This window comes from Variovorax sp. FW305-3-2-15-B-LB1, assembly GCF_058787635.1.
Genome location: NZ_JBYSZY010000012.1, coordinates 92,696 through 117,923, shown reverse-complemented (window position 1 = coordinate 117,923; position 25,228 = coordinate 92,696). Strand labels below are relative to the sequence as shown.

21 protein-coding genes and 1 pseudogene are annotated in these 25,228 nt (G+C 66.7%); 12 read left to right on the top strand and 10 right to left on the bottom strand.

Annotated elements, in window-relative coordinates:
• The first annotated feature begins 3 nt into the window (after positions 1–3).
• From AC3WQR_RS10475 to AC3WQR_RS10440, 8 genes are all read left to right on the top strand, one after another.
• On the top strand, positions 4–960 hold the full coding sequence (locus AC3WQR_RS10475) for an ABC transporter permease (protein WP_101492461.1): 957 nt from the start codon (positions 4–6) through the stop codon (positions 958–960).
• Positions 961–980: 20 nt separating this feature from the next.
• A complete protein-coding gene (locus AC3WQR_RS10470; RefSeq protein WP_225616980.1) occupies positions 981–1,817 on the top strand; it encodes an ABC transporter permease in 837 nt (278 codons plus the stop codon).
• A 23-nt stretch (positions 1,818–1,840) separates the two neighbouring features.
• Positions 1,841–2,794 carry an ABC transporter ATP-binding protein gene (locus AC3WQR_RS10465; protein WP_492741976.1) on the top strand — a complete coding sequence of 318 codons (954 nt, stop codon included), beginning with the start codon at positions 1,841–1,843 and terminating at the stop codon, positions 2,792–2,794.
• Positions 2,791–3,564, top strand: a complete 774-nt coding sequence (locus AC3WQR_RS10460) for an ATP-binding cassette domain-containing protein (protein ID WP_101492459.1) — start codon at positions 2,791–2,793, stop codon at positions 3,562–3,564. Before AC3WQR_RS10465 ends, AC3WQR_RS10460 begins: the two co-directional genes overlap by 4 nt.
• Before the next feature lie 19 nt (positions 3,565–3,583).
• Entirely contained in the window at positions 3,584–4,573 is a 990-nt protein-coding gene (locus AC3WQR_RS10455; RefSeq protein WP_101492458.1) for a P1 family peptidase, read from the top strand.
• Positions 4,574–4,639: 66 nt separating this feature from the next.
• Positions 4,640–6,136, top strand: coding sequence for a M81 family metallopeptidase (locus AC3WQR_RS10450; RefSeq protein WP_447776724.1), 1,497 nt, complete (start codon positions 4,640–4,642; stop codon positions 6,134–6,136).
• 132 nt (positions 6,137–6,268) lie between these two features.
• Positions 6,269–7,897 carry a tannase/feruloyl esterase family alpha/beta hydrolase gene (locus AC3WQR_RS10445; RefSeq protein ID WP_447776722.1) on the top strand — a complete coding sequence of 543 codons (1,629 nt, stop codon included), beginning with the start codon at positions 6,269–6,271 and terminating at the stop codon, positions 7,895–7,897.
• A gap of 105 nt (positions 7,898–8,002) precedes the next feature.
• Positions 8,003–8,233: a hypothetical protein gene (locus tag AC3WQR_RS10440; protein ID WP_101492455.1), complete on the top strand. Its 231-nt coding sequence runs from the start codon at positions 8,003–8,005 to the stop codon at positions 8,231–8,233.
• A gap of 87 nt (positions 8,234–8,320) precedes the next feature.
• Here the strand turns inward: AC3WQR_RS10440 and AC3WQR_RS10435 are convergent, their stop codons facing one another.
• The 3 genes from AC3WQR_RS10435 to AC3WQR_RS10425 all read right to left on the bottom strand — a co-directional run bounded on the left by AC3WQR_RS10435 (position 8,321) and on the right by AC3WQR_RS10425 (position 11,405).
• Positions 8,321–9,661 carry a metal-dependent hydrolase family protein gene (locus AC3WQR_RS10435; protein ID WP_101492454.1) on the bottom strand — a complete coding sequence of 447 codons (1,341 nt, stop codon included), beginning with the start codon at positions 9,659–9,661 and terminating at the stop codon, positions 8,321–8,323.
• 75 nt (positions 9,662–9,736) lie between these two features.
• Positions 9,737–10,525 carry an alpha/beta fold hydrolase gene (locus AC3WQR_RS10430; RefSeq protein ID WP_101492453.1) on the bottom strand — a complete coding sequence of 263 codons (789 nt, stop codon included), beginning with the start codon at positions 10,523–10,525 and terminating at the stop codon, positions 9,737–9,739.
• A gap of 10 nt (positions 10,526–10,535) precedes the next feature.
• Positions 10,536–11,405: a fumarylacetoacetate hydrolase family protein gene (locus AC3WQR_RS10425; protein WP_447776719.1), complete on the bottom strand. Its 870-nt coding sequence runs from the start codon at positions 11,403–11,405 to the stop codon at positions 10,536–10,538.
• A 192-nt stretch (positions 11,406–11,597) separates the two neighbouring features.
• Between AC3WQR_RS10425 and AC3WQR_RS10420 the strand changes: the two genes are divergently transcribed.
• Complete coding sequence (locus tag AC3WQR_RS10420) at positions 11,598–12,467, top strand: helix-turn-helix domain-containing protein (RefSeq protein WP_101492764.1); 870 nt, start codon at positions 11,598–11,600, stop codon at positions 12,465–12,467.
• Positions 12,468–12,898: 431 nt separating this feature from the next.
• On the opposite strand, the gene AC3WQR_RS10415 is transcribed toward AC3WQR_RS10420, so the two are convergent.
• A complete protein-coding gene (locus AC3WQR_RS10415; protein WP_492741974.1) occupies positions 12,899–13,930 on the bottom strand; it encodes an IS110 family RNA-guided transposase in 1,032 nt (343 codons plus the stop codon).
• A gap of 141 nt (positions 13,931–14,071) precedes the next feature.
• A pseudogene (locus AC3WQR_RS10410) lies at positions 14,072–14,236 on the bottom strand (integrase); the annotation flags it as partial.
• A gap of 309 nt (positions 14,237–14,545) precedes the next feature.
• Between AC3WQR_RS10410 and AC3WQR_RS10405 the strand changes: the two are divergent.
• The 3 genes from AC3WQR_RS10405 to AC3WQR_RS10395 all read left to right on the top strand — a co-directional run bounded on the left by AC3WQR_RS10405 (position 14,546) and on the right by AC3WQR_RS10395 (position 17,811).
• Positions 14,546–16,240 carry a serine hydrolase domain-containing protein gene (locus AC3WQR_RS10405; protein WP_447776717.1) on the top strand — a complete coding sequence of 565 codons (1,695 nt, stop codon included), beginning with the start codon at positions 14,546–14,548 and terminating at the stop codon, positions 16,238–16,240.
• 257 nt (positions 16,241–16,497) lie between these two features.
• Positions 16,498–17,145: a DUF938 domain-containing protein gene (locus AC3WQR_RS10400; RefSeq protein ID WP_492741970.1), complete on the top strand. Its 648-nt coding sequence runs from the start codon at positions 16,498–16,500 to the stop codon at positions 17,143–17,145.
• Between the two features lie 108 nt (positions 17,146–17,253).
• On the top strand, positions 17,254–17,811 hold the full coding sequence (locus tag AC3WQR_RS10395) for a C40 family peptidase (protein WP_492734285.1): 558 nt from the start codon (positions 17,254–17,256) through the stop codon (positions 17,809–17,811).
• A gap of 22 nt (positions 17,812–17,833) precedes the next feature.
• Here the strand turns inward: AC3WQR_RS10395 and AC3WQR_RS10390 are convergent, their stop codons facing one another.
• From AC3WQR_RS10390 to AC3WQR_RS10370, 5 genes are all read right to left on the bottom strand, one after another.
• Positions 17,834–19,123 carry an FAD-dependent oxidoreductase gene (locus tag AC3WQR_RS10390; RefSeq protein ID WP_492741968.1) on the bottom strand — a complete coding sequence of 430 codons (1,290 nt, stop codon included), beginning with the start codon at positions 19,121–19,123 and terminating at the stop codon, positions 17,834–17,836.
• A gap of 107 nt (positions 19,124–19,230) precedes the next feature.
• Entirely contained in the window at positions 19,231–20,598 is a 1,368-nt protein-coding gene (locus AC3WQR_RS10385) for a DUF5666 domain-containing protein (protein WP_492741966.1), read from the bottom strand.
• Positions 20,595–21,443: a DUF6502 family protein gene (locus tag AC3WQR_RS10380; protein WP_492741964.1), complete on the bottom strand. Its 849-nt coding sequence runs from the start codon at positions 21,441–21,443 to the stop codon at positions 20,595–20,597. The genes AC3WQR_RS10385 and AC3WQR_RS10380 overlap by 4 nt, the downstream gene beginning before the upstream one ends.
• 119 nt (positions 21,444–21,562) lie before the next feature.
• Positions 21,563–22,102, bottom strand: a complete 540-nt coding sequence (locus AC3WQR_RS10375) for a GspH/FimT family pseudopilin (protein WP_492741962.1) — start codon at positions 22,100–22,102, stop codon at positions 21,563–21,565.
• 4 nt (positions 22,103–22,106) lie between these two features.
• The gene (locus AC3WQR_RS10370; RefSeq protein WP_492741961.1) at positions 22,107–25,208 is read right to left on the bottom strand and encodes a pilus assembly protein; all 3,102 of its coding nucleotides are present in this window, start codon (positions 25,206–25,208) and stop codon (positions 22,107–22,109) included.
• Positions 25,209–25,228 lie beyond the last annotated feature (20 nt).

The following is a 25,228-nucleotide window of genomic DNA, read 5'->3' as shown; positions in this document are numbered from 1 at the left end:
AAGATGCGAATCGTCTACTACCTCGCCCTGCGCCTGGGGATTGCCACGTTGACCCTTGTGGGCGTGTCGATCCTCGTTTTCGCCGGCTTGCGTTTGCTGCCCGGGGGCTTCGAGCAGATGGTGCTGGGTCCGGATGCCTCCGTGGAAGCGCGCGCCGAACTGGTCGCGAAGTTCGGGCTCGATCGGTCGGGGCCGGCGCAGTACGTGAAATGGCTGGGCACCGCAGCGACCGGCGATTTCGGGGTTTCGATGGCGACCAGCAAACCGGTGGCCGACGAAATGGTGCGCCGCGCGCCTGCGACGATCCAGGTCGCCTTGATCGCGACGGCCACGGCCCTGGCGGTCGGGTTGCCGCTGGGCTTGCTGGCTGGCCTGGGCATTGGCAGATGGCGCTCCGTCGGCCGCATGGTGGGCGCCCTGGGGGCCAGCGTGCCCGAGGTCGTCCTGGGCAGCGTGCTGGTGTACGTGTTTTCCAGGTGGAGCCTGGGTGCGACAGTGGGTGGCTATGTGCCGTTCACCGAAGACCCGGGTGTCAGCGTGCGCGCCACGCTCTTGCCGGGCATGAGCCTGGGCATCTTCGGCATCGCGCTGCTGGTTCGCACGACGCGCGATTCGGTTCAGCGCGTGCTGACCGATGGCCATGTGCTCACTGCGATCTCGCAAGGGCGAAGCCGTTGGCAGATCGTGCGCCACCACGTTCTGCGCAATGCGTCGATTCCGGTGCTGACCGTGACGGCCACCTACATCGGCTACCTGCTCGGTGGCGCACTGATCGCCGAGATCCTCTTCTCCGTGCCCGGGATCGGCCTGTACGTTTACAGCGCGCTGGGCAACCGGGACTACGCGGTCGTGCAGGCTGGCGTGTTGCTGGCGGCTGCTGTATTCATCGCCGTGAACACCCTGGCCGACCTGGGCTATGCCGTGCTCGATCCGCGCATCGATGCCAGGCGCCACGGGTGAAAGGGCGAATGATGCAAGTCATGCAAACCGCCGTGCGCTTCGCACGCCGCGACCATCTGGCCGCTGTCGGCGGACTGGTCCTTCTCACGCTGCTGTTGCTGGGCGCCCTCGGTCCCTGGCTGCCGTTGGGCGACCCGGATCAGATCGGCGCCGGTCCGCGCTTCGCTGCGCCGTCATGGGCGATGCCTTTCGGGACCGATGAGCTGGGCCGCGACCTGCTGCCACGCATCGTGCGTGGAATCCGTGCGACCTTCGTTCTGGCGCTGGCATCGGTCTGCGGGACCGCCATTCTCGGAACACTCATCGGGCTGTACGCCGCCTATGTGGGGCGCTGGGTCGACACCGTGATTGCGCGGGTCATGGACATCATGTTCGCGTTTCCGGCGCTGATGCTCGGCCTCCTGGTCGCAGCCGTGATCGGTCCGGGAAGCATTTCTGCACTCGCGGTGATCCTGTTCGCCACGCTGCCTCTGTTCGTGCGGGTGGTGCGCTCGGTCACGCTCAGCATGGTGGGGCGCGGCTTCGTGACGGCCGCCGAGGTGGCGGGGGCCTCGCGCCTGCGCGTGATGCTGGTGCACCTGCTGCCCAATGTGCTGGGCGCGGTGCTGGTGCAGTTCACCTACGCAGTGTCGATCGGCATCCTGATCGAAAGCGGGTTGAGTTTTCTGGGGCTCGGCTCCCAGCCGCCGGAGTCTTCGCTCGGCGCTTTGCTGCGTCTGGGCTCGGTGTATCTGACGATCGCGCCCTGGCTCGCACTGTCGGCAGGTGTGGTGCTGGCACTGTCGATCGTGGCCGTGAATCTTCTGGGCGACGGGCTGCGTGACGCTCTTGAACCTCTGCGTGGGAGGCGACTTTGATGAACAGAACGACAACACCGCCGTTGCTGGAAGTCACGGACCTTGTCATCGAGTTCGGCGACGCATCGGGGGCCGCACATCGCGCGCTGGACGGCGCGACGCTGTCGGTGCGTGCCGGCGAAGTACTGGGGCTGGTCGGGGAAAGCGGCTCAGGAAAAAGCACGCTGGGCCTGGCGGTGGGGCGGCTGCTGGCGGACAACGCCGGTCGACCCGGCGGCGATCTGAAAGTGAATGGCCGGTCGGTCTTCGAGCTGGACGATGCTGCCATGCGCGAACTGCGACGTCGCACGCTCGGCTTCGTTTTTCAGAACCCCATGGTCGCGCTGGACCCGACCATGCGCGTCGGCAAGCAAGTCGCGCTGGCGGCCGGCAGCAAGGCGCCGGTGCGCGATCTGCTGGCACGTGTCGGGCTGCGCGACATCGAGCGCGTCGAGCGCAGCTTCCCGCACCAGCTGTCGGGCGGCATGGCGCAGCGCGTCGTGATCGCAATGGCCATTGCGCGCGGGCCGATGTTGCTGGTGGCCGACGAGCCAACGGCCTCCCTGGACGCAACCCTGCGCGAGCAGATCTTTGCGTTGCTCGTGTCGTTGCGCGACTCAATGGAAACAGGCGTTGTGCTGCTGAGCCATGAACTGCGCGCCGTGGCCCGTCATTGCGACACGGTCGCGGTGATGTATGCCGGCCGTGTGGTCGAGTACGGACCGGCGTCCGTGGTCTTCGCGCGGCCTGCGCATCCCTACACGCAGGCGCTGCTTGCCGTGGCGCCTGGAAGGGAAAAACTGGGCGAGGTTCTGGCTTCGATTCCCGGCGCGCCGCCGGCGCTCAGCGGTCGCAGCGAACACTGCGCCTTTGCCGATCGGTGCGGGCATGCCGGCGCTGACTGTCGCGCACTGCGCCCCGAGCTGCGCGAGGTCGAGGGGCGCTCGGTCGCATGTCATCGCGCCGGCGAGTTGGTTCAATTCAAGGAGGCCGCATGACGGAGCCTGTGGTGTCGCTGGAGCGCGTGGGCGTGACGTTCGCGACCGGGCCGGTCTGGAACCGGCGCCGCGTCGACGCGGTGCGCGACGTGAGTTTGAGCATCCGCGCCGGTGAAACGCTCGGGGTCGTCGGAGAAAGCGGCTCCGGGAAAACAACAATGGGCCGGCTACTGCTGGGCTTGCAGGCGCCCACGCAAGGGGCGGTGCGCTTCCTTGGCGATGTCGTTCCCGCCTCGCGGCGAGCCCGGCAACTTCTGCTTGCGGGACGCATGTCGGTGGTGTTGCAGCAGCCGGAGTGGGCCCTCAACCCGCGGCTTCGTCTCGGAGTGTCGGTGGCAGAGCCGCTTGCGGTCACCGGTGCGGGAACGCCGCAGGAGCGCCGCGAGCGCGTCGCGCAAACGCTCGCGCTGGTGGGCCTCAACCCGGGGTTTGCCGAACGGTTCCCGCATGAGCTCTCTGGCGGGCAGCGTCAACGGGTGGCGATCGCCCGGGCGCTGATCACGCAGCCCCGGTTTCTGGTGTTCGATGAAGCGGTCAGTGCGCTCGACGTTTCCGTGCAGGTGCAGATCCTCAATCTGATCCGCGACCTGCAGCAGCGTCACGGCTTTGCGGCCCTCTTCATCTCCCACGATCTGGCCGCCACGCGCTACGTATGCAGCCGGATCGCGGTGATGCGCGCGGGCGAAGTGGTCGAGATCGGCGACGCCGCGCGTTTCTACGAGAAACCGCACCACGAGTACAGCCAGGCCCTTTGGCAGGCTGCAGCGTAAATACGAAAGAGTCAAACAAATGAAAAACGATGTGAACGCCGCGCAAGACCTGGTTCCGCGGCTGTGGCAGGGGCCGTCGGACGGCCGGGCGCTGTCCTTCGACTTTCCTCAGCTGAAGATCGGCATTGCGGAGTACGAAGAGGGGCCGACCGGTTGCACGGTCCTTCATGTCGAAGGCGGTGCCGACTGCGAGGTCGATGTGCGCGGTGGCGCACCGGGCCTTCTTGGCGGCTATCCGCGCGTGGATGCGATCAGCCTTGCGGGCGGTTCCCTGTACGGGCTGGAAGCGGCCACGGGGGTGGCATCGCACATGTTGGCCGAGCGCGATGGCGCCGTGGGGTGGGGAAAGATCGCGCTGGTGTCCGGCGCCATCATCTACGACTTCGGCGGACGCACCAATTCGATTTATCCGGACAAGGCGCTCGGCGCAGCCGCCTACAGGTCGGCGCAGGCAGGAACATTTCCGCTGGGCGCGCGTGGCGCGGGACGCTCGGCTGCGGTGGGCAAGTTCGCAGCCTATCCGGACTACGAGCGAGAAGCCGGCGGCCAGGGCGCCGCGTTCGCGATGGTCGGCGGAACGCGCGTGTTCGTGGCCACCGTAGTCAACGCGTTGGGCGTGATCGTCGACCGTCAAGGCCGGGTGGTGCGCGGCCTGCGTCACCGGCGTACGGGCGTGCGTCATCACCCGCGCGAGGTGCTGGTGCCCACCGCCTCGGCCACAGCCGAAGCGCCCGTCACACCGGGGAACACCGTCGCCACGACGGAGAACACCACGCTCACTGTCCTCGTGACCGACCAGCCCATGCCGCCGCTGTTCCTGCGGCAACTTGGCAGGCAAGTGCATTCGTCGATGGCCCGCGCCATCCAGCCGTTTCACACACCGCACGACGGCGACATCCTCTTCGCGCTCTCCACGGGAACAGGCACTGCGTCGGTCGATCCTTTCGTGCTGGCCGAAGCGGCGTCGGACTTGGCGTGGGATGCGGTCCTTCAAGCGGTGGACTTGTGATCGCTGCGAATCTCACCCGACTTCGACCTCTCCGAACCCCATTGCGCAACCGACTCCGAGGACACCATGAATCGTGAAGCTCCCCTCCGCTTGCTTCTGGCTTGCTTCAAGCACGAAACGAACACCTTCTCTCCCGCGCCAACGCCGCTGCGGCGATTCTTCCGCGACAGCGACACGCCGCTCGTTGGCGACGCCGCAGCGACAGCGCGACGAGGTACGGGGACAGGAATGGGCGGCTTCCTTGAAGTCACCGACCGCGAGGGCTGCGAGATCACCATCGCCGTGGTCGCCGAGGCGAGCCCGAGTGGGTTGGTCGAAACCGAGGCTTACGAGCGGATCGTGGGGCTGATCCTTGACGCTGCCCGCGGCAAGGTCTTCGACGGGATATTGCTCGATCTGCATGGGGCGATGGTCACGGACGAACATGAAGACGGCGAAGGGGAGCTCTTGCGCCGGCTGCGCGAACTGCAGCCGACAGTTCCGATCGGTGCGGCATTCGATATGCACGCCAATCTCTATCCCGAGATGGTCGCACGCCTGACTGTTCTCAGCGGGTATCACACCTATCCGCACATCGACATGGCTGCCGCAGGTCAACGGGCCGCAGAACTGCTGGTGCGCACAATCCGTGGAGAAATCCATCCCGTCCTCGCATGGGACAACCGGCCGATGCTGCCGCACGTCATGCGCCAGGGCACGCATGCGGAGCCCAATCGGTCGCTGCAAGCGCGTTGCATCGAACTCGAGCAGTCCGGGACCGTGCTCGCCGCCTCCGTGTTTACCGGGTTCCCCCATGCAGACATCCGCAACGCCGGCCTCTCGGCCGTGGTGTGCACGGATGCGAACGCAGAACAGGCCAGGCAAATGCGCGATGCGCTGCTGGACCAGGCATGGGAAAACCGTTCGGCCTTCCTGTACGAGGGGCAGCCGCTGGCGGAGTCGGTGGCGCGAGCGAAGTCTTCGACGGGGCGACCAGTCGTCCTTCTCGATCACTGCGACAACAGCGCATCGGGGGGCACCATGGACACCACGGGTGTGCTTGCCGAGGTACTGCGCCAGGACCTTCAGGACGCGGTGTTCTATGCCATCCGCGATCCGCAGGCGGTGGAGCGGGCGATCGCCGCCGGCGTCGGAAACGAACTCACGCTTTCTCTCGGCGGCCTGAGCGAGCTGAAGGCCACCGGCGACGTCAATGCGCCGATCACTGTTTCAGCGCGCGTGCGCACCATCAGCGATGGCGCGTTCCGGCTGCGAGGTCCCATGATGGCTGGTGTGGCTGTCATTGCGGGAAAGACCGTCGTGCTTCAAGTCGGAGGCGTTCGAGTCGTTGTGACTTCCCTGGCGACTGAGCCACACGATCTCGCGTACTTGATGTCGCTCGGCATCGACCTTGATCGCGTCAGATACCTGATCTTGAAGAGCCGGGTGCATTGGCGGGCCGGCTTCGGCAGCCTGGCACAAGACGTCATCGAATGCGACAGCATCGGCGTGACGACGTCGGACTATTCGAAGCTGCGCTTCGAACGCGTGCGGCGTCCGATCTATCCGCTCGACGAACTCTAAGAGCCCATCGGCGCACTCCTGGCAGCCCGATGGGTCGGCCGCACCCGCAAGCTGAAACGGCCTCCGTCATCCCGATGCGCATCGCTCGATCTCGTCGCGGCGCGGGCTCGAAAACCGATCAAGGAATCAAACATGCACGTCCTCTTCTCGAAACATTCGTCAGCGCGCGCAAGGCTCCAGGTTGCAGCGGCCAGCGTGGCAATGCTGGCTGCTTGCGGCGGCGGCTCCGACAACCATGGTGTTTTGCCCGTGCTGTTTCCCGGCGCTCCGGCTGCACAGCCGGACAGTCCTCCCCCCACGCCGGTCGTAACGGTTCAGAAAGCGTGCGGAAATCTGAACGGCCAAACCGTTGCAGGCGCGTCGCTCACCGCCGTCATGATCCCCGCGACAAAAACCATGGCGATGCATTGCAGGGTCAGCGGGACGATCCCTCCTGCCCTGAACATTCAGATCGCGCTGCCGGAGGTGTGGAACGGCAAGCTTTACTACCAAGGCGGAGGCGGCTACAACGGCACCATCTTGCCGTTGCAGTCCCAGGTCCTGAGCCAGGGCTACGCCATGGTCGCGAGTGATTCGGGACATCAAGCCAATGCATTGAGCGCCGACTTCGCCTTGACCGACACCTTTGCCGCCCAGTTGTTCGGCAGCCTCTCCGTGCCCACTGTGATGTCGACGACCACCGAAGCGCTAACACTGGCCTATGGAGCGCAACCGACGAAGTCGTACTTCGAAGGTTGCTCGAACGGCGGACGAGAAGCATTGATGGCGGTGCAACGATCACCGAACCTTTTCGATGGCGTCATCGCGCGCGCCCCCGCCTACAACTGGGTCGGGTTCATGGGCGCGTTCAATCGGAATGCCAGGGCACTGGCGGCACCTGGAGGCACATTCACCGCCGCGAAGACTGCGCTGCTGAGCAAACATGTGCGAGACGCCTGCGATGGACTCGATGGGATCGTCGACGGGGTCGTGTCGAACCAGGCCGCATGCACGCCGGCGCTCATCAACGTGGCCGCATTGCGCTGCGCTGGCGGCACCGACTCCGGGGACAGCTGCCTGTCGGACGCACAGCTTGACGTGGTGACGTCGTGGACCACCGAAGCGACATTCACGGGCAGTGCCACCTTCCGTAACGCGGGCTGGAACCTGACAGGGAACGAGGACAACCCCGGTGCATGGCGCGCGTGGGTCACGGGCGACGGCAATCTCGCCGGCGCGCAGCAGTTTCTTTTTCAGGATACGACGGTCAAGAACTATCTTGCCCGCGATAGATCCACCAATTCACTGACCTACGCGCCTTGGGATCAGAACCAGAATGCGCTCTATGCCATGGCAGCGCTCAATGACGCGACCAACGCTGACATACGTCCGTTTCTCAACAGCGGCGGCAAGCTGATCCTGTGGCACGGCGGAAGTGATTCCGCCCTCAGCGTGAAATCGACCGTCGAGTACTACGCAACCTTGCGGGCCTCGGTAGGCGCCGCAGCCACCGAAGCATCCACGCGCTTCTACGTCGCGCCAGGAGTGAACCACTGCAGCGGTGGCCCGGGGGCAGACTCGTCGGACCTGCTGGCAGCCCTCGACCAATGGGTGACACGAAGCGCAGCACCTTCGACATTGCTTGCTGAGAAACGCGACACAGAAGGAACGGTTGTCTTTGTTCGGCCTCTATGCCAGTACCCGAAATATCCGCGATACACGGGGCTCATCAACGATGCAGCAGGGCCAAAGTCGGCCGCTAGCTACATCTGCACCTCCTAGGCAACCCGCAGATTTGAACAGCACACTAAATTTCCCGGCGAGCCCAGCTGCGCTGGTTTATCGCGAGAACACGAGCCTTCGAGCGGCCGCGTTGCACCGTGGGGCATGAAGCTGAAAGTACCTTTCCGGGTGTCGAGCATCAGCCTCATCGCGGCATCGAAGGTTTCGATCTCAAAGTCGGAAATACGCTGCAAAACGGACATCCGCCAGGGCGCCAGTGAAAGTCGGAAGAGGGCCCGTTGCGTCGTTCAGGTCCTCGACGAGCAGCCGTTCAACATGCGCAAGTTGAAGGACCGGTTTTGGGAAGAGCGTCGGACGGCTATGGCCCAGTGCTGAATTACAAAGAGAGCCAGCGATCGACCGCTTACGCTGTGAAAGCGGCCGCCCGCCGCAACCATGAACGAGCAGCCGGGCCAGTCGAAGTCAGTGCATCTCTGCCAAGGCTTCCTTGACGCCTTGTTCCTGCAGCGGCGTGTCACCGCCCTCCAGATGCAGCGCGGCATGCGATGGCACGGGCGTCGCGCAGTCCTTGTGGATCACGCCATCCTTCATGACCAGTTGCACCTTTGCCGGGTCCGTCAGCAACGACAGGTCTTGCAGCGGATCGCCGTCGATGAGGACGATGTCGGCAAGAAAGCCCGCCTTCAATTGCCCCAGTTCGTCGGGCCGCAACATGATCTCGCCGCCCAGGCGCGTTGCCGCCATCAGCGCCTCCTTGGGCGTCATGCCGATGTAGTCGACGAAGTACTGAAGGTCGTTGGCATTGGTGCCGTGCGGCATCCATGCGAAGCCGTAGTCGCCGCCCGGCAGGATGCGAATGCCGCGCTTGTGCATCTCGCGCAGCGAGGCCGAGGCGATCTCCAGCTCGCGCTTGTAGCCCATCTGCGTCGCCACGGCCTCGGTGATGCCGTACTCGGCCGCGTTGTAGGTCGTGCGAATCAGCCAGCCGATGCCGGGCGCGACGAAGTGCTTGTCTTTCGCGGCCTCCAGCATGTCGAGCGCCTCCGCGTCTGCAAAGCTCGCGTGGTAAACCATCTCGATGCCGTGGCGCACGCATTGCTTGACCGATTCGCTCGACCGCGCGTGGGCCGCCATGCGCTTGCCGTAGCGCTTGGCCTCCTGCGCGAGCATCGCGACTTCGTCTTCGGCAAAGGGCGACATCTCGGCCGGCAAGCCCGCGATGTACTCGCCCGACAGGTTGATCTTCAGATGGTCAACGCCGTACTTGATGAAGGTGCGCGCCGACCTGCGGATTTCTTCGGGCCCGCTGCACACGCTGCCAAAGCTCAGCTCCTCAAACTTCATGTGCGGCAGCGTGTTGTCGCCCAGCGCGCCGATGGTGGTGATCTCCTGGCTGCCGGCAAGGTAGCGCGGGCCCGGGAACTCGCCCGCGTCGATGGCATTGCGCAGCACCACGTCCAGCCGCGGCTTGGCCGCGGCCGCGCCAATGGCCGATGTCCATCCCATGTCGAGGTAGCGCTTGGCCACGCGCACGCACCAGAGCATGTGCTCCTCAGGCGGCATGAACTGGATGGCCGCGAGCGAGGGCTGGTCGTTCCACGAGAAATGCGTGTGGGCCTCGGTCATGCCGGGCATGAGAAAGCGGCCCTTGCCATCGATCACGCGCGCGTCATCGGTGCTCACGCGGCGTGGAAAGCGCGCCACCTCGACGATGCGTTTTCCCTCGACCAGAAGGTCACCGGCGTAGGGCTCCTCGCCCGAGCCGTCGAAGATGCGGACGTTGGTGAATGCAATACGGGTCATCGTTGTCTCCTCCAGCGCGTGGTGTGCCGGAAATGGGTTATCGAAATCGGGCGGTTCAATCGAACGGGTTGTGTCTCAACGAGGCGCCGCGTAGAAGGCTTCGAGCGCCTGCATGCAGCGCTGCGGTTGTTCGAAGGTGGTCCAGTGGCCGCATCCCTCGAGCACGACGAGCCGGCTGCCGGCGATGCGTGCCTGCATCGCCTGGACGTTGGCCACCGGGGCCACGCCGTCCTGGTCCCCGGTGACCAGGAGCGTCGGCGCATCGAGGCGTTCGAGCGCGGCCGATTGCGCTTCGGCCAGCGCCGCGCAACTTTGCGCATAGCCCTCGGCCGGCTGGCGCATCACGCTCTCGCGCACCAGGGCGAGCACCACCGGCTGCTGTTCCTTCGTCTGCGTGCTCGTCGCGCCCTTCACGATCGCATCGGCGATCTCCTGCATGGCAGCCGTGCCGCCGCGCGCTGCGTTGGCACGCGCCGCGATGTTTGGGCGCGCCGCATCCGGTGGCGCCGCCAGCGGGCCGAACAGCGCCAGCGATTTCACGGCGCCGGGGCTGCGCACCGCGAGGTGCTGCGCGACGATGGTTCCGAGCGAATGCGCCATCACATGCACCGATGCGATGTCGAGCGCCGAGAGCAGCCGCAGCATCGCATCGACGTAGCCGTCGATCGACAAGCCCTTGCCATCGGCCGGCAGCGGCGACCTCGCGCTGCCCGGCAGGTCGGGCCTGATGCGCCGAAAACCGCCGAGCGCCGGCAACACGGGCGTCCAGTTGTTCGACGATCCGCCCAGCCCGTGGATGCACAGCAGCGCCTCGCCTTCCCCATCGATCTCGACGGCGAGCCCGTTCCATACTTGAGTCGTCATGTGCGGCCCCTCAAACGAACTTGTTCTCGATGGCGCCGAGCCGCTCGATCTCGACACGCACCACGTCGCCGGCACGCAGGTAGCGCGGCGGGTTCATGCCCATGCCCACGCCGGCGGGCGTGCCGGTCGCGATGACATCGCCCGGGTAGAGCGTGATGCCGCGCGAGATCGTCTCAATGAGCGTGGGAATGTCGAAGATCATGTTCTCGGTCGGCCCGTCCTGGCGCAGTTCACCGTTGACCCAGCAACGCACGCGCGTCTTGCTGCCGTCGAACTCGTCGGCCGTCACGATCCACGGGCCCATCGGGCAGAAGGTGTCGAACGACTTGCCCAGGTCCCACTGCCCATGGCGCATCTGCACGTCGCGCGCCGTCACGTCGTTGACGACCGTGTAGCCGAACACATGCGACATCGCCGCGTCGCGCGCGATGTTCTTGCCGCCCTTGCCGATGACCACGGCCAGCTCGGCCTCGTAATCGATCTGCGCCGACACCTCCGATGGAACCAGCACCTCGTCGTGCGGGCCCACGACGCACTCGGGCACCTTGGTGAAGACGATCGGCCATTCGTCCGTCTTGGAGGCGTTGTCCTTGAACACCGAGGTCGACAGCTCCTTGGCGTGCGCGTGGTAGTTGCGGCCGACGCACCAGAGGTTGCGCCGCGGCTTGGGCAGCGGTGCATCGAGCACCACGTCGCGCAAGTCGACTGCGGGGCTCGATGCCTCGGGAAGCGATCCACCCCTGGCGAGAATTTCGATCAGCGTTAGCACGCCGCTGTCTGCCTGCTCCGGCGTGAGCTGCAGTGGCGTGACGGTCTTGCCGTCGGCGGAAACGAGGCCGACCTTGCGGTGGCCCTCGCTCGTGAAAGTGGCGATTCGCATGAAGGTTTGCTCCTGTGTTTTAGCGATGCGCCAACTTTAGAAATCACGGGCCGGCGGCGCTTATCGGCTGGTCCGGCGGCGTATCGAATCGTCTGGTGTGCTTCTAAGGACTTACCCGATGCGCTGCCCGAGCCGGCGCTGCGCGGGAGAACAATCGGCCGACCCGAAACCAACCCGATGAAGCGCGCACAGATGCAGGAAGCCTATGCACTCCACGAAGGCGCGTTCGGCACCGCGATCGTCCTGGAGGCGAGCGCCAACCTGGTGGCGCACGCGCACTCCGAAACACAGCTCGCCCTCTGGCTGGGCGGCGCGCGGGCCTGCGCGCATGTCGGCACCGAAGTCGTCGGCTACAGCGAAAGCGTGGCGCTCGGCGTGAACGCCTTCGAGGCGCACGACATGGTTCGCCTGGAGGACAACGGATCGAGCCTGTTCATCGTCTTCATGATCAAGAAGGATTGGCTCGACGAACTCGGCCTGGCGAAGGACCGGAGCTTTAGATTTCCATCACCGCGCGTGCCCATCGGCGATGCGCTGCGGCGTTCGTGTTGGCGGGTGCTGGATTTGATGATCTCCACCGGCGCGGCACGCGAGCACATCGACAAGGAGGTCGAGCGGCTGCTCGAAGCGGCCATCGCCGCCTCTGCCACGGGCGGCGATGCGGCGCCGGTCGCCGGCGGCATTGGCGTCACGCTCGATCACCGATTGCGTGCCGCCATCGCGCACATGCGGGCGCATGTTTCCGAGAAGACGACGATCGACGAAATCGCGGCCAAGGTCGGCCTCTCGCGCGCGCATTTCTTCGCGCTGTTCCGCGACCAGTTGCACACGACGCCCCAGGTGTTCTGGAGCGGCGTGCGCGTCGAGGAGGCGATGCGCAGGGTGAGCGATGGCGGCAAGCTCACCGACGTTGCGCTCGACCTCGGGTTCTCGGCCCCGGGGAATTTCTCGCGCTTCTTCAAGGAGCACACCGGAATTTCGCCGTCGATCTTCAAACGGGCCACACGTTCACCTTCGCCCGTCACTGTCACGGGAATACCGCGGGAAGGTCAGTCGTCTTAGGCACTCAAAAGAGCAGTGGAATTGTCTGGAACGTGATAAACCCAAGCCCGCCCACGGCAGCGCATCGCCGAAAACTGAGCAGCATCGACATCGAGTCTGCGTTCAGGTGGCTGCTTTCGCGTCTGAACCGGACATTACCCGCGGCACGGAGAACGACAGCTTCTCTGATCGGGCCGTTTTGTCAAGGGCAGAGTATCTCGGTCTTTGGTTTCGTTGAACAGAACGTCTCGGTGCAGTTCACGCTTCTCTACGCAGTCGGTCCCGGCCCGAAGGTCGGCGCTGCACGCATTGGTCAGACGGAGCGGAGAGCCACGCTTATGGACGCGCTTTGCAGCGCAGCAGTCATATACGGCTTCATCCGGACCATCGTCCACACCTGAACGCTCAATCCTCGATTCCTTTCGCTTCAATCAATCAGCCAGCCAACACGCTCAGGCCTTCACGGCAACAGGCTCCTGTGAACCCCATCGGAACTCGGAGCCATCCACCCACATGCGGTGCAGGATGACGGCCAGCTTGCGCGCCACAGCGATCACCGCACGTCGATGGCCTCTTGTCTTGGCAAGCCGCATTCCCCAAGCCTTCAGCGATGACCACTGCGCGTTGCGCGTGAGTAGCGAGTGCGCCGCAACATACAAGGCCGAGCGCACATCGGCATCGCCAGCTCGAGAGATATGGCCGGGGTTGTCCATCTCCCCCGACTGGTACCGTTTGGGTGTCAGACCGAAGTGAGCCGCCACGGTACGTGACGACTTGAACCGGGCCGGGTCGTCCACGGCGGACTTGAAGGTCAGCGCGGTCACCGGACCGACGCCTGGGATCGACATCAGGCGCACGCACAAAGGATCTGCCTTGGTCAGCGCCTTGACCGCGTTGTCCAGCTTCAGGTAGGTCTTGTAGAGCACGGTCCTCGCGTCAAGCAGCGGCACGAGCGCGCAGGACAGCATCTCGTCATCGGCGAAGGTCTGGCGCACCTGAGCGTCGAACGATCCGTGGCCCACACGCGGGGCCAGGCGGATACCGAACACGCGCAACAGCCCCCTCAACTCGTTCTCGAGATCGACGCACTTCGTGAGAATCGCCTTGCGGCTGGCCAGCAGTGCGCGCACACGATGGCTGTGAAGGCTCTTGATGTGCACGCGGCTGTACCAACCGGTGCGCAGGATCTGGGCGATGCCGCGCGCGTCGTTGCGGTCGGTCTTGTTGCGCATGGCGTCCAGGGTGTTCTTCACGCGCCGGGCCTCCAGGCAGATGACCTCGAAGCCTGCGGCCTGCAGGCCATAGGTGAGGTACTGGCTCAGCGCGCCGGCCTCGAAGCCGACGGACCTGAGCTCCGGACTGAAGGCGTGCAGCCAGTCGACGATCACGTCGACCTTGCCCTCTCGACAGACCTCGCCGCGGTCGTCCACGATGCAGATTGAGACGGATCTCAGGGACACATCGATTCCGGTGAAGTAGGTCATTCAAGCTCTCCTTCGTAGTGGATTTACGAGTCTAGGAAGAGAACTCCGCAGGTCAAATCAACCCGCCCGATCACCGATGCTTGTGGCCGCATTCTGCACTTGGCTGGCGCCCCTCAAACAGGGCGCCAGGAACCAGTCAGGCTTCGTCTGCTCAGCCATTTCAAGTGCGTCCTCGACTTCGATTCCGAGGTAGCGCACTGTGCTCTCGAGCTTGGTGTGGTCGAGCAGGAGCTGCACCGCGCGAAGCTTCTTCGTTCGGCGGTAGACCAAGGACGCCTTGGTCCGGCGCATTGAGTGGGTGCCGTACTTACCTGTCATTCAGACTACGTGCTGCGGCGCCCAAGGGTGCGAGGTCAGGCCGTGATTCAGCAGGAGCGATTCGCGCTTTTGCATACCGGAAACCGTCGGCTCACTCGTCTCAGCAAGGAAGACGGATCGAATGGGGTTGGAGCGTCCATGTGGACGTGCCAGCGAGAGCCGGTACGACGCATCGGGTGCGAAGCAGCGCGGCTGAGCGGCACCGGCGCAGGGTCGAGAACGCGGCCAGGGCTTCCCTTTTTTGCATGCCTCTTCGACTTCTCCACACTGCGCCCCCACCTCCCATCCGACCGCGACATGCCCTCTGCCATCCCACCCACTTCGGCCGACATTCCAACCGGCCTGGCAGCCGTCGACGCCTTGCTGCAACCCTTCAATCGCGGCGACGGGCCCGGCCTCGTCGTCGGCATCGCGCGCAACGGCAAGACCCTCTATCGTCGTGGGCTCGGGCTGGCGAGCATCGAGCACGGCATCGCCAACACGCCGCGCACTCGCATGCGCATCGGCTCGACGTCCAAGCACTTCGCCTGCCTGGCCGCGTTGCTGCTGGCAGAGGAAGGCAGGCTTTCCATCGACGATTCGATCCATGCGCATTTGCCGGAACTGCCGCGGCTGTCCAAGGTCGGGCCCACGCTGCGCCAGCTGATGAACCACACGAGCGGCTGGCGTTGCCACATCGCGCTGTCGTGCAGCAGTAGCGGCGACGCTGTCCAGCCTAAGGGCGCGGGCTTTGCGTTGTTGGCGCGGCAAGGCGAACTCAACTTCGATCCGGGCACCGGCATGCTCTATTGCAATGGTGGCTATCACCTGCTGACGCACGTGATCGAACGCGTCAGCGAGCAGCGCTTCGAAAGATTCCTCGCCGAGCGCATCTTCGAACCTCTAGGCATGCACGACACCGAGTCGGTGCCGAGCGATTTCGACATCAAGCCCGGCATGGCCACGCTGTACCAAGCCTTGCCCACGGGCGCCACCGCAAGCGACGACGCCGAATGGCGGCGTGGCATCTTCCCGGTAGAAGACATCGGCGGCGAGGGCGCGATCGTCTCGACGGTCGACGACATGCTGCGCTGGATCGCGCATCTGCGCGGCAGCGACAAGCGCGTGGGAAGTGCTGCGAGCTGGGCGCAGATGACGACACCGACGGTGCTCGCCGATGGCGCGGTCACACCCTACGGGCTCGGGTTGATGCAGCATTCGTACCGGGGCGTCGAGGTCATCCGCCATGGCGGGACGGTGATCGGCGGCACGAGCCAGATGCTCACGGTGCCGGCGCATGCGCTGGACATCTCGATCATGACCAACGGCGCCAAGGCGTCACCGCGCACGCTGGGGTGGAAGATTGTCGATGCCTTGTTGGCGGCGCACCTCGGCCAACCGCCTGCGCATGTGCCTTCGGCCGAGCGCCCGGCGCTGATGGACCAGCCCTACTATTCGCCCGCCACGGGTGTGCTGGTCCGCTTCGGCGATGCGGAAGGTCAGCTCGGGCTGTCATGGCTGGGATCGCCGCCCATGCCATTGCGATCGGAACCCGGCCGGCTGTCGCTGGCCAGCGAAGACAGCCTGATGGCGCCGATCGGCATCCAGACGGCGGGGCTCGACGGTGACGTCGCACCCGCCTTCATCACGCTCGCCGTGGGCGGTGCGGTGCATCAGTTCACGCACATGAATGCGCCCGCACCGAGCGCGGCCGATCTCGCGCCGCAGCTGGTGGGGCGCTATCGCGTGCCCGACATGGACGCCACGGCATGCCTCGCGCACACCGGCGACACGCTGCGGCTGCACATCCAGGCCCCGTACGGCAGACGCACCTTGCGGTTGCAGCCGCTCTCGACAGATCTGTTCACGATCGCGAGCGACGGCCTGCCATCGTCCACGCCCACCGCCGGGGTGATCCGCATCGATCGCGACGCCGACCGGGTCGTCGGCTTGCGTCTGGAGGAGGGACGCACCCGTGGACTGCGCTTCACGCGCGAGTACCCCGGCGCATGAGGATTTCGCGCGCGGCATGGCGCCGGCGCGAGCCAGCCGTGCTCCGGGGAAGGTCTGCCGCACCGATTCTGAAGCCCGTCTGACGTCCGCTATTGGCGCCACTGAGCGAGCGGCAGTTCTTGGCCGATAGTACCCATTCGCGCGAGACCGAGGGACGTCGGCAACCGCTGCATTGCCGACATTGCGGAACTACGAAACGGATCTGAGCGATCTTGCTTTGATACCCTGTAAGTTGTACCTGCCCGAAGCTTCTTGTGATGCCCGACCTCCCTTTCAGCCCCGCCGCCGACCGCAACAAACAACCCATCCTCGATGCCCTGACCCGCATCCTCGATGAGCGCGGCACCGCCTTGGAAATCGCCTCCGGCACCGGCCAACACGCCGCCTGGTTCGCCGATGCCATGCCTTCATGGACCTGGCAGCCCACCGACGCAGACGCCCGCTCGATCCCCGCGATCGCCAGTCGCGTCGAGCACGCCGCGTTGCCCAATCTGCGTCCACCGCTGCTGCTCGACGTGATGGCGCCGCAGTGGCCGTCGCAAGGCCCCGCGTTCGCTCAAGAAGGCAAAGAAGAAGAAAAGTTCGACGCCATCTACTGCGCCAACATGCTGCACATCGCGCCCTGGCCTACCTGCGCCGCGCTGATGGTCGGTGCCGCGCGGCATCTGCGTGCTGGCAGCGGCGTGCTGATCACCTACGGGCCTTACTTCGAAGACGAAGCGCAGCACGGCCCCACGGCACCTAGCAATCTGGCGTTCGACGAAGACCTGCGCGCGCGCAATCCCGCGTGGGGCATTCGTCGTCTCGACGACGTGGTGGCAGAGGCGCGTCGCGTCGGCCTTGCATTGCGCGAGCGGCACGCGATGCCGGCGAACAACCTGCTGCTGGTCTTCGGCTTCAGCTGATGATGAGGAGGACGGGCGAGGGCGTTGTCGCCCGCCAAGGGGCTCTGCATTGCGATCCGGCCCACTCGCGCTAGAGTCGGGCCACGTCCACAAGACCGGCCTGCGCCCATGCTCGACACACCATTGCCGACGCCTCCTCATTCCCCCGCATCGCTGTCGCTGCTGCAGCAGCGACTCCTGTTCCGACTGATCCCCGCCGTCACCGCCTGCCTCCTGGCCATCGGCTGCGCGAGCCCGCCGCCCGCGCGTGCGCCCGGTGGTTCGGTGCCCAGCAGCAACATCCCGCCGTTGACGTCGGAGCAGTCGAACAGCATCACGATCCATGCGCTGGGGCTGGTCGGCACGCCGTACCGCTATGGCGGCAACTCGCCCGAGGGCGGGTTCGATTGCAGCGGGCTCATCGGCTACGTGTACCGCCACAGCGTGGGGCAGGTGCCGCCGCGCACGGTGTCGCGCATGGCGGGCTTCGGCCGGCCGGTGCCGATGTCGGAGCTTCGCTCGGGCGATCTGGTGTTGTTCGGCTCGGCGTCGCCCACGCATGCGGGCATCTATGTGGGCGACGGGCGTTTCGTGCACGCGCCGTCCACGGGCGGCGAGGTGCGGCTCGACCGGCTCGATGGCGTGTACTGGTCGCGCCAGCCGACGCAGGCGCGCCGGCCCGGCTGATCCGGCGAACCCGGCTCGCGCGTTACGCGCGCGGCGACCGCACGTGTTCCGGCCGCACACCGATGCCCACGGCGCGCGCGGGCAGGGTGCGCAGCCACGGCCAGCGCCCCAGCAGGCGCAGGGCCCAGGGCATGGGGCGGGGCGCGGTCGATGCAGCCGCCTTGCGGCTGAGCACGGGCATCAGCACGCGGTCCTGCACGAGCCGCTGCGCGGCTTGGGTGACGCGCACGGGCCATTCGCGGCGGCGCTGCAGCTGGGGCAGCAGGTTGTCGATTTCCTTGTCGGTGGCGCTGCCGGCCAGCGACGCAGCGAGCAGGTTGGCCGCGGCCACGGCGTCCTGCACGGCGAGGTTGATGCCGACGCCGCCCACGGGCGACATGGCGTGCGCGGCGTCGCCGATGCACAGCAGGCCGGGGCACGACCACGATTCGAGCCGGTCGACGGTCACTTCGAGCAGCTTCACGGCCTCCCAGTCGGGCAGGGCCTCGGGCAGGCGTGTGGCGAAGAAGGGCGCGATGCGCGCGATCTCGGCGTGGAAGGCGGCAATGCCGCGCGACTGCAGTTCGGCGCTGCCGCCCTTGCGGATGACGAAGGCGCATTGCCAGTAGTCGCCGCGGTTGAGCGTCACCAGGAGGTGGCCCGCGGCGATGTGGCCGCCGGTGGCTTCGGGGTCTCCGGGGAGCTTGGGAATGCGCATCCACAGCACGTCGATGGGCGCGCCGTAGCTGATGTGCGGCAGCGCCGCCGCGTCGCGCAGGGTGGAGTGGCGGCCGTCGGCGGCCACGATGAGGGAGGCGTGCAGCTCGATGTCCTTCGGGCCGCCGCTGTCGGGGCTGCGGGCGCCGACGCGCACTTTCACGCCGTTGACGCGGCCGTTGTCCTGCAGCAGGCCGGTGGCCTCGGCGTCGGTCCACAGCTCGAAGCCGGGGTAGCGCCGCGCCTCGTCGCACATGAAGTCCAGAAACTCCCATTGCGGCATGAGCACCAGAAAGCGGGCGTGCGTGGGCAGCCGCCTGAAGTCGGCAATGGTCACGCTGCGGCCCTCGTAGGTGCCGCGCAGCTCTTCGATGCGGTTGTGCGGGCGCTGCAGGAAGGCGTCGAGCAGGCCGAGTTCGTGCAGCACTTCGAGCGTGGACGGGTGCACGGTGTCGCCGCGAAAGTCGCGCAGGAAGTCGAGGTGTTTCTCGAGCACGACGACGGGCACGCCCGCGCGCGCAAGCAGCAGGCCGAGCACCATGCCGGCCGGGCCGCCGCCGGCGATGCAGCAGCGGGGCGACGTGGGAACGGGGGCAGCGGTGGTGTGTGTGTCCATGGCTCCGATCGATCCGGTCGCGCCATGGGTGGCGTGGCCTGTGGGGTGCGCGGTGCGTGCACCCCTGGGTGTACGCACTGCGCGGCCGGACCGCCGGGGCCCGGACCTCAGGGCAGCGTGAAGCTCACGCGTTGTGCAATGAGCACGCCGTCGACCACGCGGTCGCCGACGACGGTCACGCGCTTGCTGTTGCCCAGGTCGGCAGCCGTGCCGTTTTCGAAGATGGTACCGGAGCCGCTGGCATTCACGCGCTGGCCGCGCACGATGAAGTCGGCGGCCGACACGTAGTTGGCGATGGGGCCGATGACGGTGAACGACACGGGCCCGCCGGTGCCGGGCACGTGGCGGATGCGCAGTTTCTTGACCACGAGCACCTGGCCCGAGAGGAAACCGTCGACCTCGACCTTCACGCCGTTGCCGATGGAGCCGACCGGCCCGCCGGTGATCTGCGCATCGCGCGCGTCGATCTTGTTGCCCAGCACGCGGAAGTCGCCCAGCGCGGCGAAGTCGGTGACCACGCCCGCCAGTTGCAGCGCGATGCCGTCGGCCGAGGGAATGGCGTACCAGCCCTGCACCTGGGTGGCGGTGAAGCGGCCGGCGGTCGGCGCCGCCGTGCCGCGCACGCGGACGAGGGTGCCGTTGGCCAGGCTCGCGGCGTCGATGCCGGGGCCGAAGGCGGCGCCGCCGAAGTCGACGGTCAGCAGGCCGAGCGTGAACTGCTGGGCGCCGCGGTCGAGGTTCTGCACGGTGCCGGTCACTAGCGGGGCGGTGGTGGCGGGTGCCACCTGGACGCGCGTGGCGCGCAGCGTGCCCGGTGCGGCGGGCAGGCCCCACACCTGCACCACGGCACCGTCGACGAGGTCGGTGGTGCCGTCGGCGTCGGCCCAGACGGTGGCGTTGTCGGTGGTCACGCGGGCGCCCATCACGGTGAAGCTGCCGTCCTTCAGGTCGATGGCCGACACGGTGCCGCGCAGCTCGGCGGCCGAAACGACCGTGGCGGCGATGCCGTTGTTGAAGTCGGCGTCGACCTTGCCGGCGATGCGCGCGCTCATGCCGATCTGCAGCTCGGTGGTGTCCTCGAGGCTGAAGGTGGCGCTGTCGGTGTTGTAGCGCAGGCCGTTGAGGATCACGCTGCCCAGGCCGTCGGCCGCGCCGATGCCGGCCGCGTCGGCGGTCACGCCGGTGCCGCCGGAGCCCACGCCCGAGCCGTCGCCGTTGGTGTTGCCGGCGGTGCTGTCGCCGCCGGCGCCGGTGCTTCCGGTGCTGCCATTGCCTGTGCCGCTGCCGGAGCCGGCGTCACCCGAGCCGCCGTCGCCGCCCCCACCGCCGTTGCCGGTGGCCGTGGTGCCGGCGGTGCCGAAGCCCGGCGTGCCGCCGCCTCCACCGCCGCCTCCCCCGCAGGACAGAAGCAGGGCCATGGCGCCGGCCATCAGCAGGCCGCGCACGAGTCGCAAGGAGAGGGGAGGCGTGTTCATCGGGGGGACTCGTTGTGCTGGGGCGCGCCGGGGGCGGGCGCGCCTTCTTCGTCTTCGTAATACGTGTAGATGCCGACGCGGATGCGCGCCTTCGCGGAGGCCTTGGCCTCGGGGGGCACGCGGTCGACGGCTTCGGTCATCTCGCGGGCCAGCTCGTGGTGCAGGCCGGCCCAGCGTTCGCGCACGAGGCGTTCGATGGCCGTGCAGTCGGCCAGCGTGAGCCCGCGCGCGTACACGGCGCGCTCGAGCATGCGGGGCTGTTCGCCCAGGGTGTTGGAGACGGCGGCCAGCAGGTGGTCGCGGCCGTTGTCGCCCAGGAAGGCGAGCATCGACTGCAGGTCTTCCACCGGCACGAAGCCGTCGGCCGTGAGTTCGGCGCTGCCGTCGCTCTCGGCCACCATCTGCAGGCGCACCAGTTCGTCGAGGATGGTGCGGTGGTGCACGTTGCCCCGGCTGGCCAGGCGGGCCACGCGTTCGAACGAGGGCCCGTCACCCTCGGTGACGACGGGCAGGCGGCGCAGGGTGTCGTCGTCGGTGGTCATCTGTAACCACAACGTAAAAGTCTTGGCAGCCGCTGACAGCTCGGTGTGGGGCAGCGGGTCAACGGTGGCGCGGACCTTGGCGGTGACGACCTTGCGGTTCAGCCCGGTGGTGACCGAAATCTGGCTGAGGTTGGGCTTGGTCACGCCCTGGGCGCGCCAGGTGCGCTGGGCTTCCTCGATGAGCAGGTCGCGCAGCAGGGCTTCGAGGTGCGGGTGCTTGACGCCCATGCCCAGCGCCAGCCGGACCACGGGCCTGAGGATGCGAGCGCAGGCGGCAAGGGCCCAGTCCAGCCGGTGTTCCATGAATGCGGGAGCGTTGTTCCTGGTGAAGGTCGTCAAGGCAAGAGAGGCGGGACCGGCGCCCGGGCTTGCCACAGGGCCCTATTGTCGTTCGTCCGGCGGACCCCCTCGGCCGGCCCGGGTCAGGTCGCGGCGCAGGTGCCGCCGCTGGACCGGGTGACGGTGGTGCGCCCCGTGGCGCTGATGCTCACGGCGCGCGACTGGTCGGCGCTCGGGGTGGCGCGGCAGATGGTGATGCTGCTCCGGCCGGCGCCCAGGCCGGTGGCCTGGAACACGATGGCGCTGGCGCCATCGGCCTCGCGCAGCCGGTAGCCGCTGGCGGCCGCGGGCTCGACGCGCAGCACCTGCGTGTCGCTGCGCACGATCCAGCCGGCTTCCCACTGCCCGTTGGTGCTGCAGCTGGTGCCGTTGGCCGAGGCGCACAGGGTGACGGGGGCGTTGCGCTTGATGGCCTCGCTGCGCGCCAGCTGGCTGCCCGCGACCAGCGCGGTGCTGTAGCTGCTCAGGCGGGTGGACAGCCGGATGCCGTCGAACGAGGGCACGGCAATGGCGATCAGCACCACCAGCACGGCCAGCGTGACCATCAGCTCGATGAGCGTGAAGCCGCGCGGCCGGTTGCGGGCCTGCTGCCTGGGGTGGTGGTTGCGCATGCGCGGGTGCACGGCTTTACTTCTGGATGAACCAGTAGACCCGGCCCTTGGGCTGCTTGAAGGCGGCCTTGGGCGCGGTGCCCTTGGGGCTGAGGAAGGAATTGGGACTGGCGCCGATCACCACGTCGCGGATGCTGCCGTTGTCGAGTTCGACCCGGCCCACGACTGGCGTGGGCGCGAGGCCGCCGCCCACCACGTTCTGGAAGCGTCCGAGGGGGCTCTGGGCCGCGGCGTTGACGTACGAGACGTTGTAGACCCGTGCGGTGCCGAGGTCGGCCTTGCACGTCAGCGTGTTGGGAACGGTGGGCGTGTGGGTGTTGAAGGTGGTGACGCCGTAGGCGGTCACCGAGCCGGTCACGACCTGCTCTCCGGCAGCGAGGGCGAGGTACCAGCCCTTCTTGGTCGCAAGGTCCGCGGACGTCGGGTCGTCGGTCGTGGTGATGGCCTGCAGCGAGGCATGGCACAGCAGCTCGTTGCTGGTGCCGGTGCCGCAGCGGGTGAGGACGGCCTCGCTGCTCAGCCAGTTGTCGTCGGTGGGCTTGTCCACCAGCATATAGAAGCGATTGGCCACGCTGAGGGCCGAGGTGTAGCGGCGCAGCGGCTTCTCGCGGTCGCCCGAACCCAGCAGCACGACGTAGGAGCCGGTGTCCTCCAGCACGTCGGGGCCGAACATGAACTTGCGGTTGGGCGTGCAGGTGGTCACGGTGTCGCAGCCGAGCGAGGCGATCTTCTTTAATTCCCAGGCGGACGGTGCTGCGGTGCCGATCTTGATGCGGTAGACGTTGCCGCCCAGGTCGGCGGCGTAGGCGATCTTGGCGACGCCGAGCGCGTCGGTGACCACCGTCACTTCGCCGACCACCGGGCGTTCCGTGGTGAACACCTTGCGTTGCGCGCCGGTATCGGCGTCGAGCACATAGATCCGGTTGCCCTTCACGCCGCTGCCGCAGGCCTGGGTGGCGCTGTTGGTGTCGGCGTCCTCACACTTGTCGTAGCCGCCGCCGAAGATCAGCAGCGGCGAGTTGCCCGACGCGTAGCCGCTGGCCTTCAGCACCTTCGGTGCCGACCAGGTCTGGCCGATGCCTTCGAAGTCGCTGTCGCAGTCGGTGTCATTGGACTGGTTGGGGCAGCCGCGGCGCCATTTGAGAGAAGGCGCCGCTGGGTCGGACACGTCGAAGGCGTACATCTGCCGGCCACCGCGGCGCATGCTGGCAAACAGCCAGGCCGTGTTGCCCTGGCGGTAGGCGGACACCGCGCCGTCCATGCCGTAGGCCTTGGGGGCCACAGTGGTGCCGGTGGGCACGGGCATGCCGGGGAAATCGATGCGGACGTTGTTGTCGTACAGCCGCTTCAAGCTGCCATAGAACTCGGGCGGAACAAAAGACCACAGCTCGGCGCCCGCGGCAGCCGTGCCGATGGCTCTGCTGCGGTTGCCGTTGATGGCTCGCAGCGCGCCGTCGTTGCCGCCGTAGAACACCACCACCTGGGGCGCCGTGGCGGTTCCGTAGTCGATGGCGACCGGCCGTGAATGAACCACGTCGCCATGCACGGAGGGACGCATGCCGCCGGTGGTGACCAGCGTGCCATCGGCCCGGGCCCTGTCATCGCCCTTGTTGTCGAGGCCGCGCACCCAGTCGATCAGCTTGTCGCGGTCGGCATCCACGGCGACGCCAAGGTCGCCCTTGGTGATGGCGCTGTTGCCGGTGGAGAAGTTCGTGAGTGTGCTGCAGCCGGTTGCGGCGCAGGTTTTCATGTTGCGGCTGGCCACGGTCAGGCTGCGCAGCATGTAGCCCTGCGCACCTTTTTCCACCACATCGCCGTCGGGGCTGTCGGACAGCTTGTTCTGACCCAGGCAGCCGCCCGAGGGACGGTCCGCGGGCAGGAGGAAATCCCAGTAACTGCCCCCGCTCCCCTTCGCGGGTGTCCAGAAGGTCTGGGCGCAGGGGTCCACGAAACCGGTGTTGTTGTTGATCGCGTTGCCGTCGACGGCATCCTGCAGGAGAAGTTGGCCGCCGCTGTCCAGTCCCAGTTTGTATTGCTTGAGGTTGCCGTACCAGCGTGGGCGTGCGCTGCGGTCGGGGCGGAACATGCCGACGAACACCTGGTTCAGGTAGGTGCCCTGCGTGTTCACGCTCACGGGCAGGCTCACCGAGGAAAAGACGCTGTTGACCGCCTGGATCTTGCTGAAGATCTTGGCGAGCGCATCGATGAGCGCAGTATTGAGATTGGTGCTGCCGGACAGGTCGAAGTACTCACCGTCGGACCTGTCGGCCATGCTCCGGAGCAACGCCGTCCAGCCTGGGCCTTGGCCGCCGGTCGCGCGGACGGCCTCGATGGTGTAGACCTTCACGCGCATGCTGTCCCTCAGGAAGCGTGCCCATTCGTCGGCGGGGTTGTCTTGCGAGCCGCTGACGCCCAGCACGATGGGGGTCGTGTCGCCACCGGCCGCGCGCAGGGCCTCGGTCGAGATCTGGATGTCGTTGGTGTTGTCCTGCGCCGCGCCGTTGCTGATGTAGATGATGAAGGTGCCGGTGCAGTTCTCGGTGCTCGGCGGGATGTAGCGGGCGCCGTTGAACGAACTGAGCGCGTTGCCCGCCAGCGCATAGATCTGGTTGGACGCGGCGGTCCCGCGTGTATTGCCCAGATAGTCGGTCTTGAGCTTGTTGTTCCCGGCGATCGGCGCGCCACCGGACAGGTAGCGGTAGACCTCCGCCATCGTCTTGCCGGCCTTGCCGCCGTTGGACTTGTCGGCGGTCTTGTCCAGGCTGGCGAGCATGCTGGTGTACGTGATCTTGGTGTCGCCGTCCAGCGTGCGCACGGCGGCGCGCACGTAGCCGCCGTCCGAGTTGGAGTTGCCGCCACCGGTCTCCGTGAACATCATCAGGCCGATCTTGAACTGGTTGGGGTCAAGGCTCCTGAAGGCCGTCTTGAGCGCGTCGAGTTCGGCTTCGAAAGGCTGGTTCCAGTTGGCCGTGTTGTCCAGCACGAACAGCACGTTGGGCATCTGCCCGGCCGCCTGGTTGTATTCCACGAAGAGATCGATGTCCTCCGCCTGCGCCGCCTGCATCGGCAACGCGAGCAGCACGGCGGCCCACAGCGTGGTGAGTAGTTTCCTTGTCATGGCGGGGACCCGTTCATCGT

Bases quoted from the DNA above. Each gene is read 5' to 3' on its own strand.
- AC3WQR_RS10475 (WP_101492461.1), top strand. From the start codon at position 4: ATGCGAATCGTCTACTACCTCGCCCTGCGCCTGGGGATTGCCACGTTG.
- AC3WQR_RS10470 (WP_225616980.1), top strand. From the start codon at position 981: ATGCAAACCGCCGTGCGCTTCGCACGCCGCGACCATCTGGCCGCTGTC.
- AC3WQR_RS10460 (WP_101492459.1), top strand. From the start codon at position 2,791: ATGACGGAGCCTGTGGTGTCGCTGGAGCGCGTGGGCGTGACGTTCGCG.
- AC3WQR_RS10455 (WP_101492458.1), top strand. From the start codon at position 3,584: ATGAAAAACGATGTGAACGCCGCGCAAGACCTGGTTCCGCGGCTGTGG.
- AC3WQR_RS10450 (WP_447776724.1), top strand. From the start codon at position 4,640: ATGAATCGTGAAGCTCCCCTCCGCTTGCTTCTGGCTTGCTTCAAGCAC.
- AC3WQR_RS10445 (WP_447776722.1), top strand. From the start codon at position 6,269: ATGCACGTCCTCTTCTCGAAACATTCGTCAGCGCGCGCAAGGCTCCAG.
- AC3WQR_RS10440 (WP_101492455.1), top strand. From the start codon at position 8,003: ATGAAGCTGAAAGTACCTTTCCGGGTGTCGAGCATCAGCCTCATCGCG.
- AC3WQR_RS10435 (WP_101492454.1), bottom strand. From the start codon at position 9,661: ATGACCCGTATTGCATTCACCAACGTCCGCATCTTCGACGGCTCGGGC.
- AC3WQR_RS10430 (WP_101492453.1), bottom strand. From the start codon at position 10,525: ATGACGACTCAAGTATGGAACGGGCTCGCCGTCGAGATCGATGGGGAA.
- AC3WQR_RS10425 (WP_447776719.1), bottom strand. From the start codon at position 11,405: ATGCGAATCGCCACTTTCACGAGCGAGGGCCACCGCAAGGTCGGCCTC.
- AC3WQR_RS10420 (WP_101492764.1), top strand. From the start codon at position 11,598: ATGCAGGAAGCCTATGCACTCCACGAAGGCGCGTTCGGCACCGCGATC.
- AC3WQR_RS10415 (WP_492741974.1), bottom strand. From the start codon at position 13,930: ATGACCTACTTCACCGGAATCGATGTGTCCCTGAGATCCGTCTCAATC.
- AC3WQR_RS10405 (WP_447776717.1), top strand. From the start codon at position 14,546: ATGCCCTCTGCCATCCCACCCACTTCGGCCGACATTCCAACCGGCCTG.
- AC3WQR_RS10400 (WP_492741970.1), top strand. From the start codon at position 16,498: ATGCCCGACCTCCCTTTCAGCCCCGCCGCCGACCGCAACAAACAACCC.
- AC3WQR_RS10395 (WP_492734285.1), top strand. From the start codon at position 17,254: ATGCTCGACACACCATTGCCGACGCCTCCTCATTCCCCCGCATCGCTG.
- AC3WQR_RS10390 (WP_492741968.1), bottom strand. From the start codon at position 19,123: ATGGACACACACACCACCGCTGCCCCCGTTCCCACGTCGCCCCGCTGC.
- AC3WQR_RS10385 (WP_492741966.1), bottom strand. From the start codon at position 20,598: ATGAACACGCCTCCCCTCTCCTTGCGACTCGTGCGCGGCCTGCTGATG.
- AC3WQR_RS10380 (WP_492741964.1), bottom strand. From the start codon at position 21,443: ATGGAACACCGGCTGGACTGGGCCCTTGCCGCCTGCGCTCGCATCCTC.
- AC3WQR_RS10370 (WP_492741961.1), bottom strand. From the start codon at position 25,208: ATGACAAGGAAACTACTCACCACGCTGTGGGCCGCCGTGCTGCTCGCG.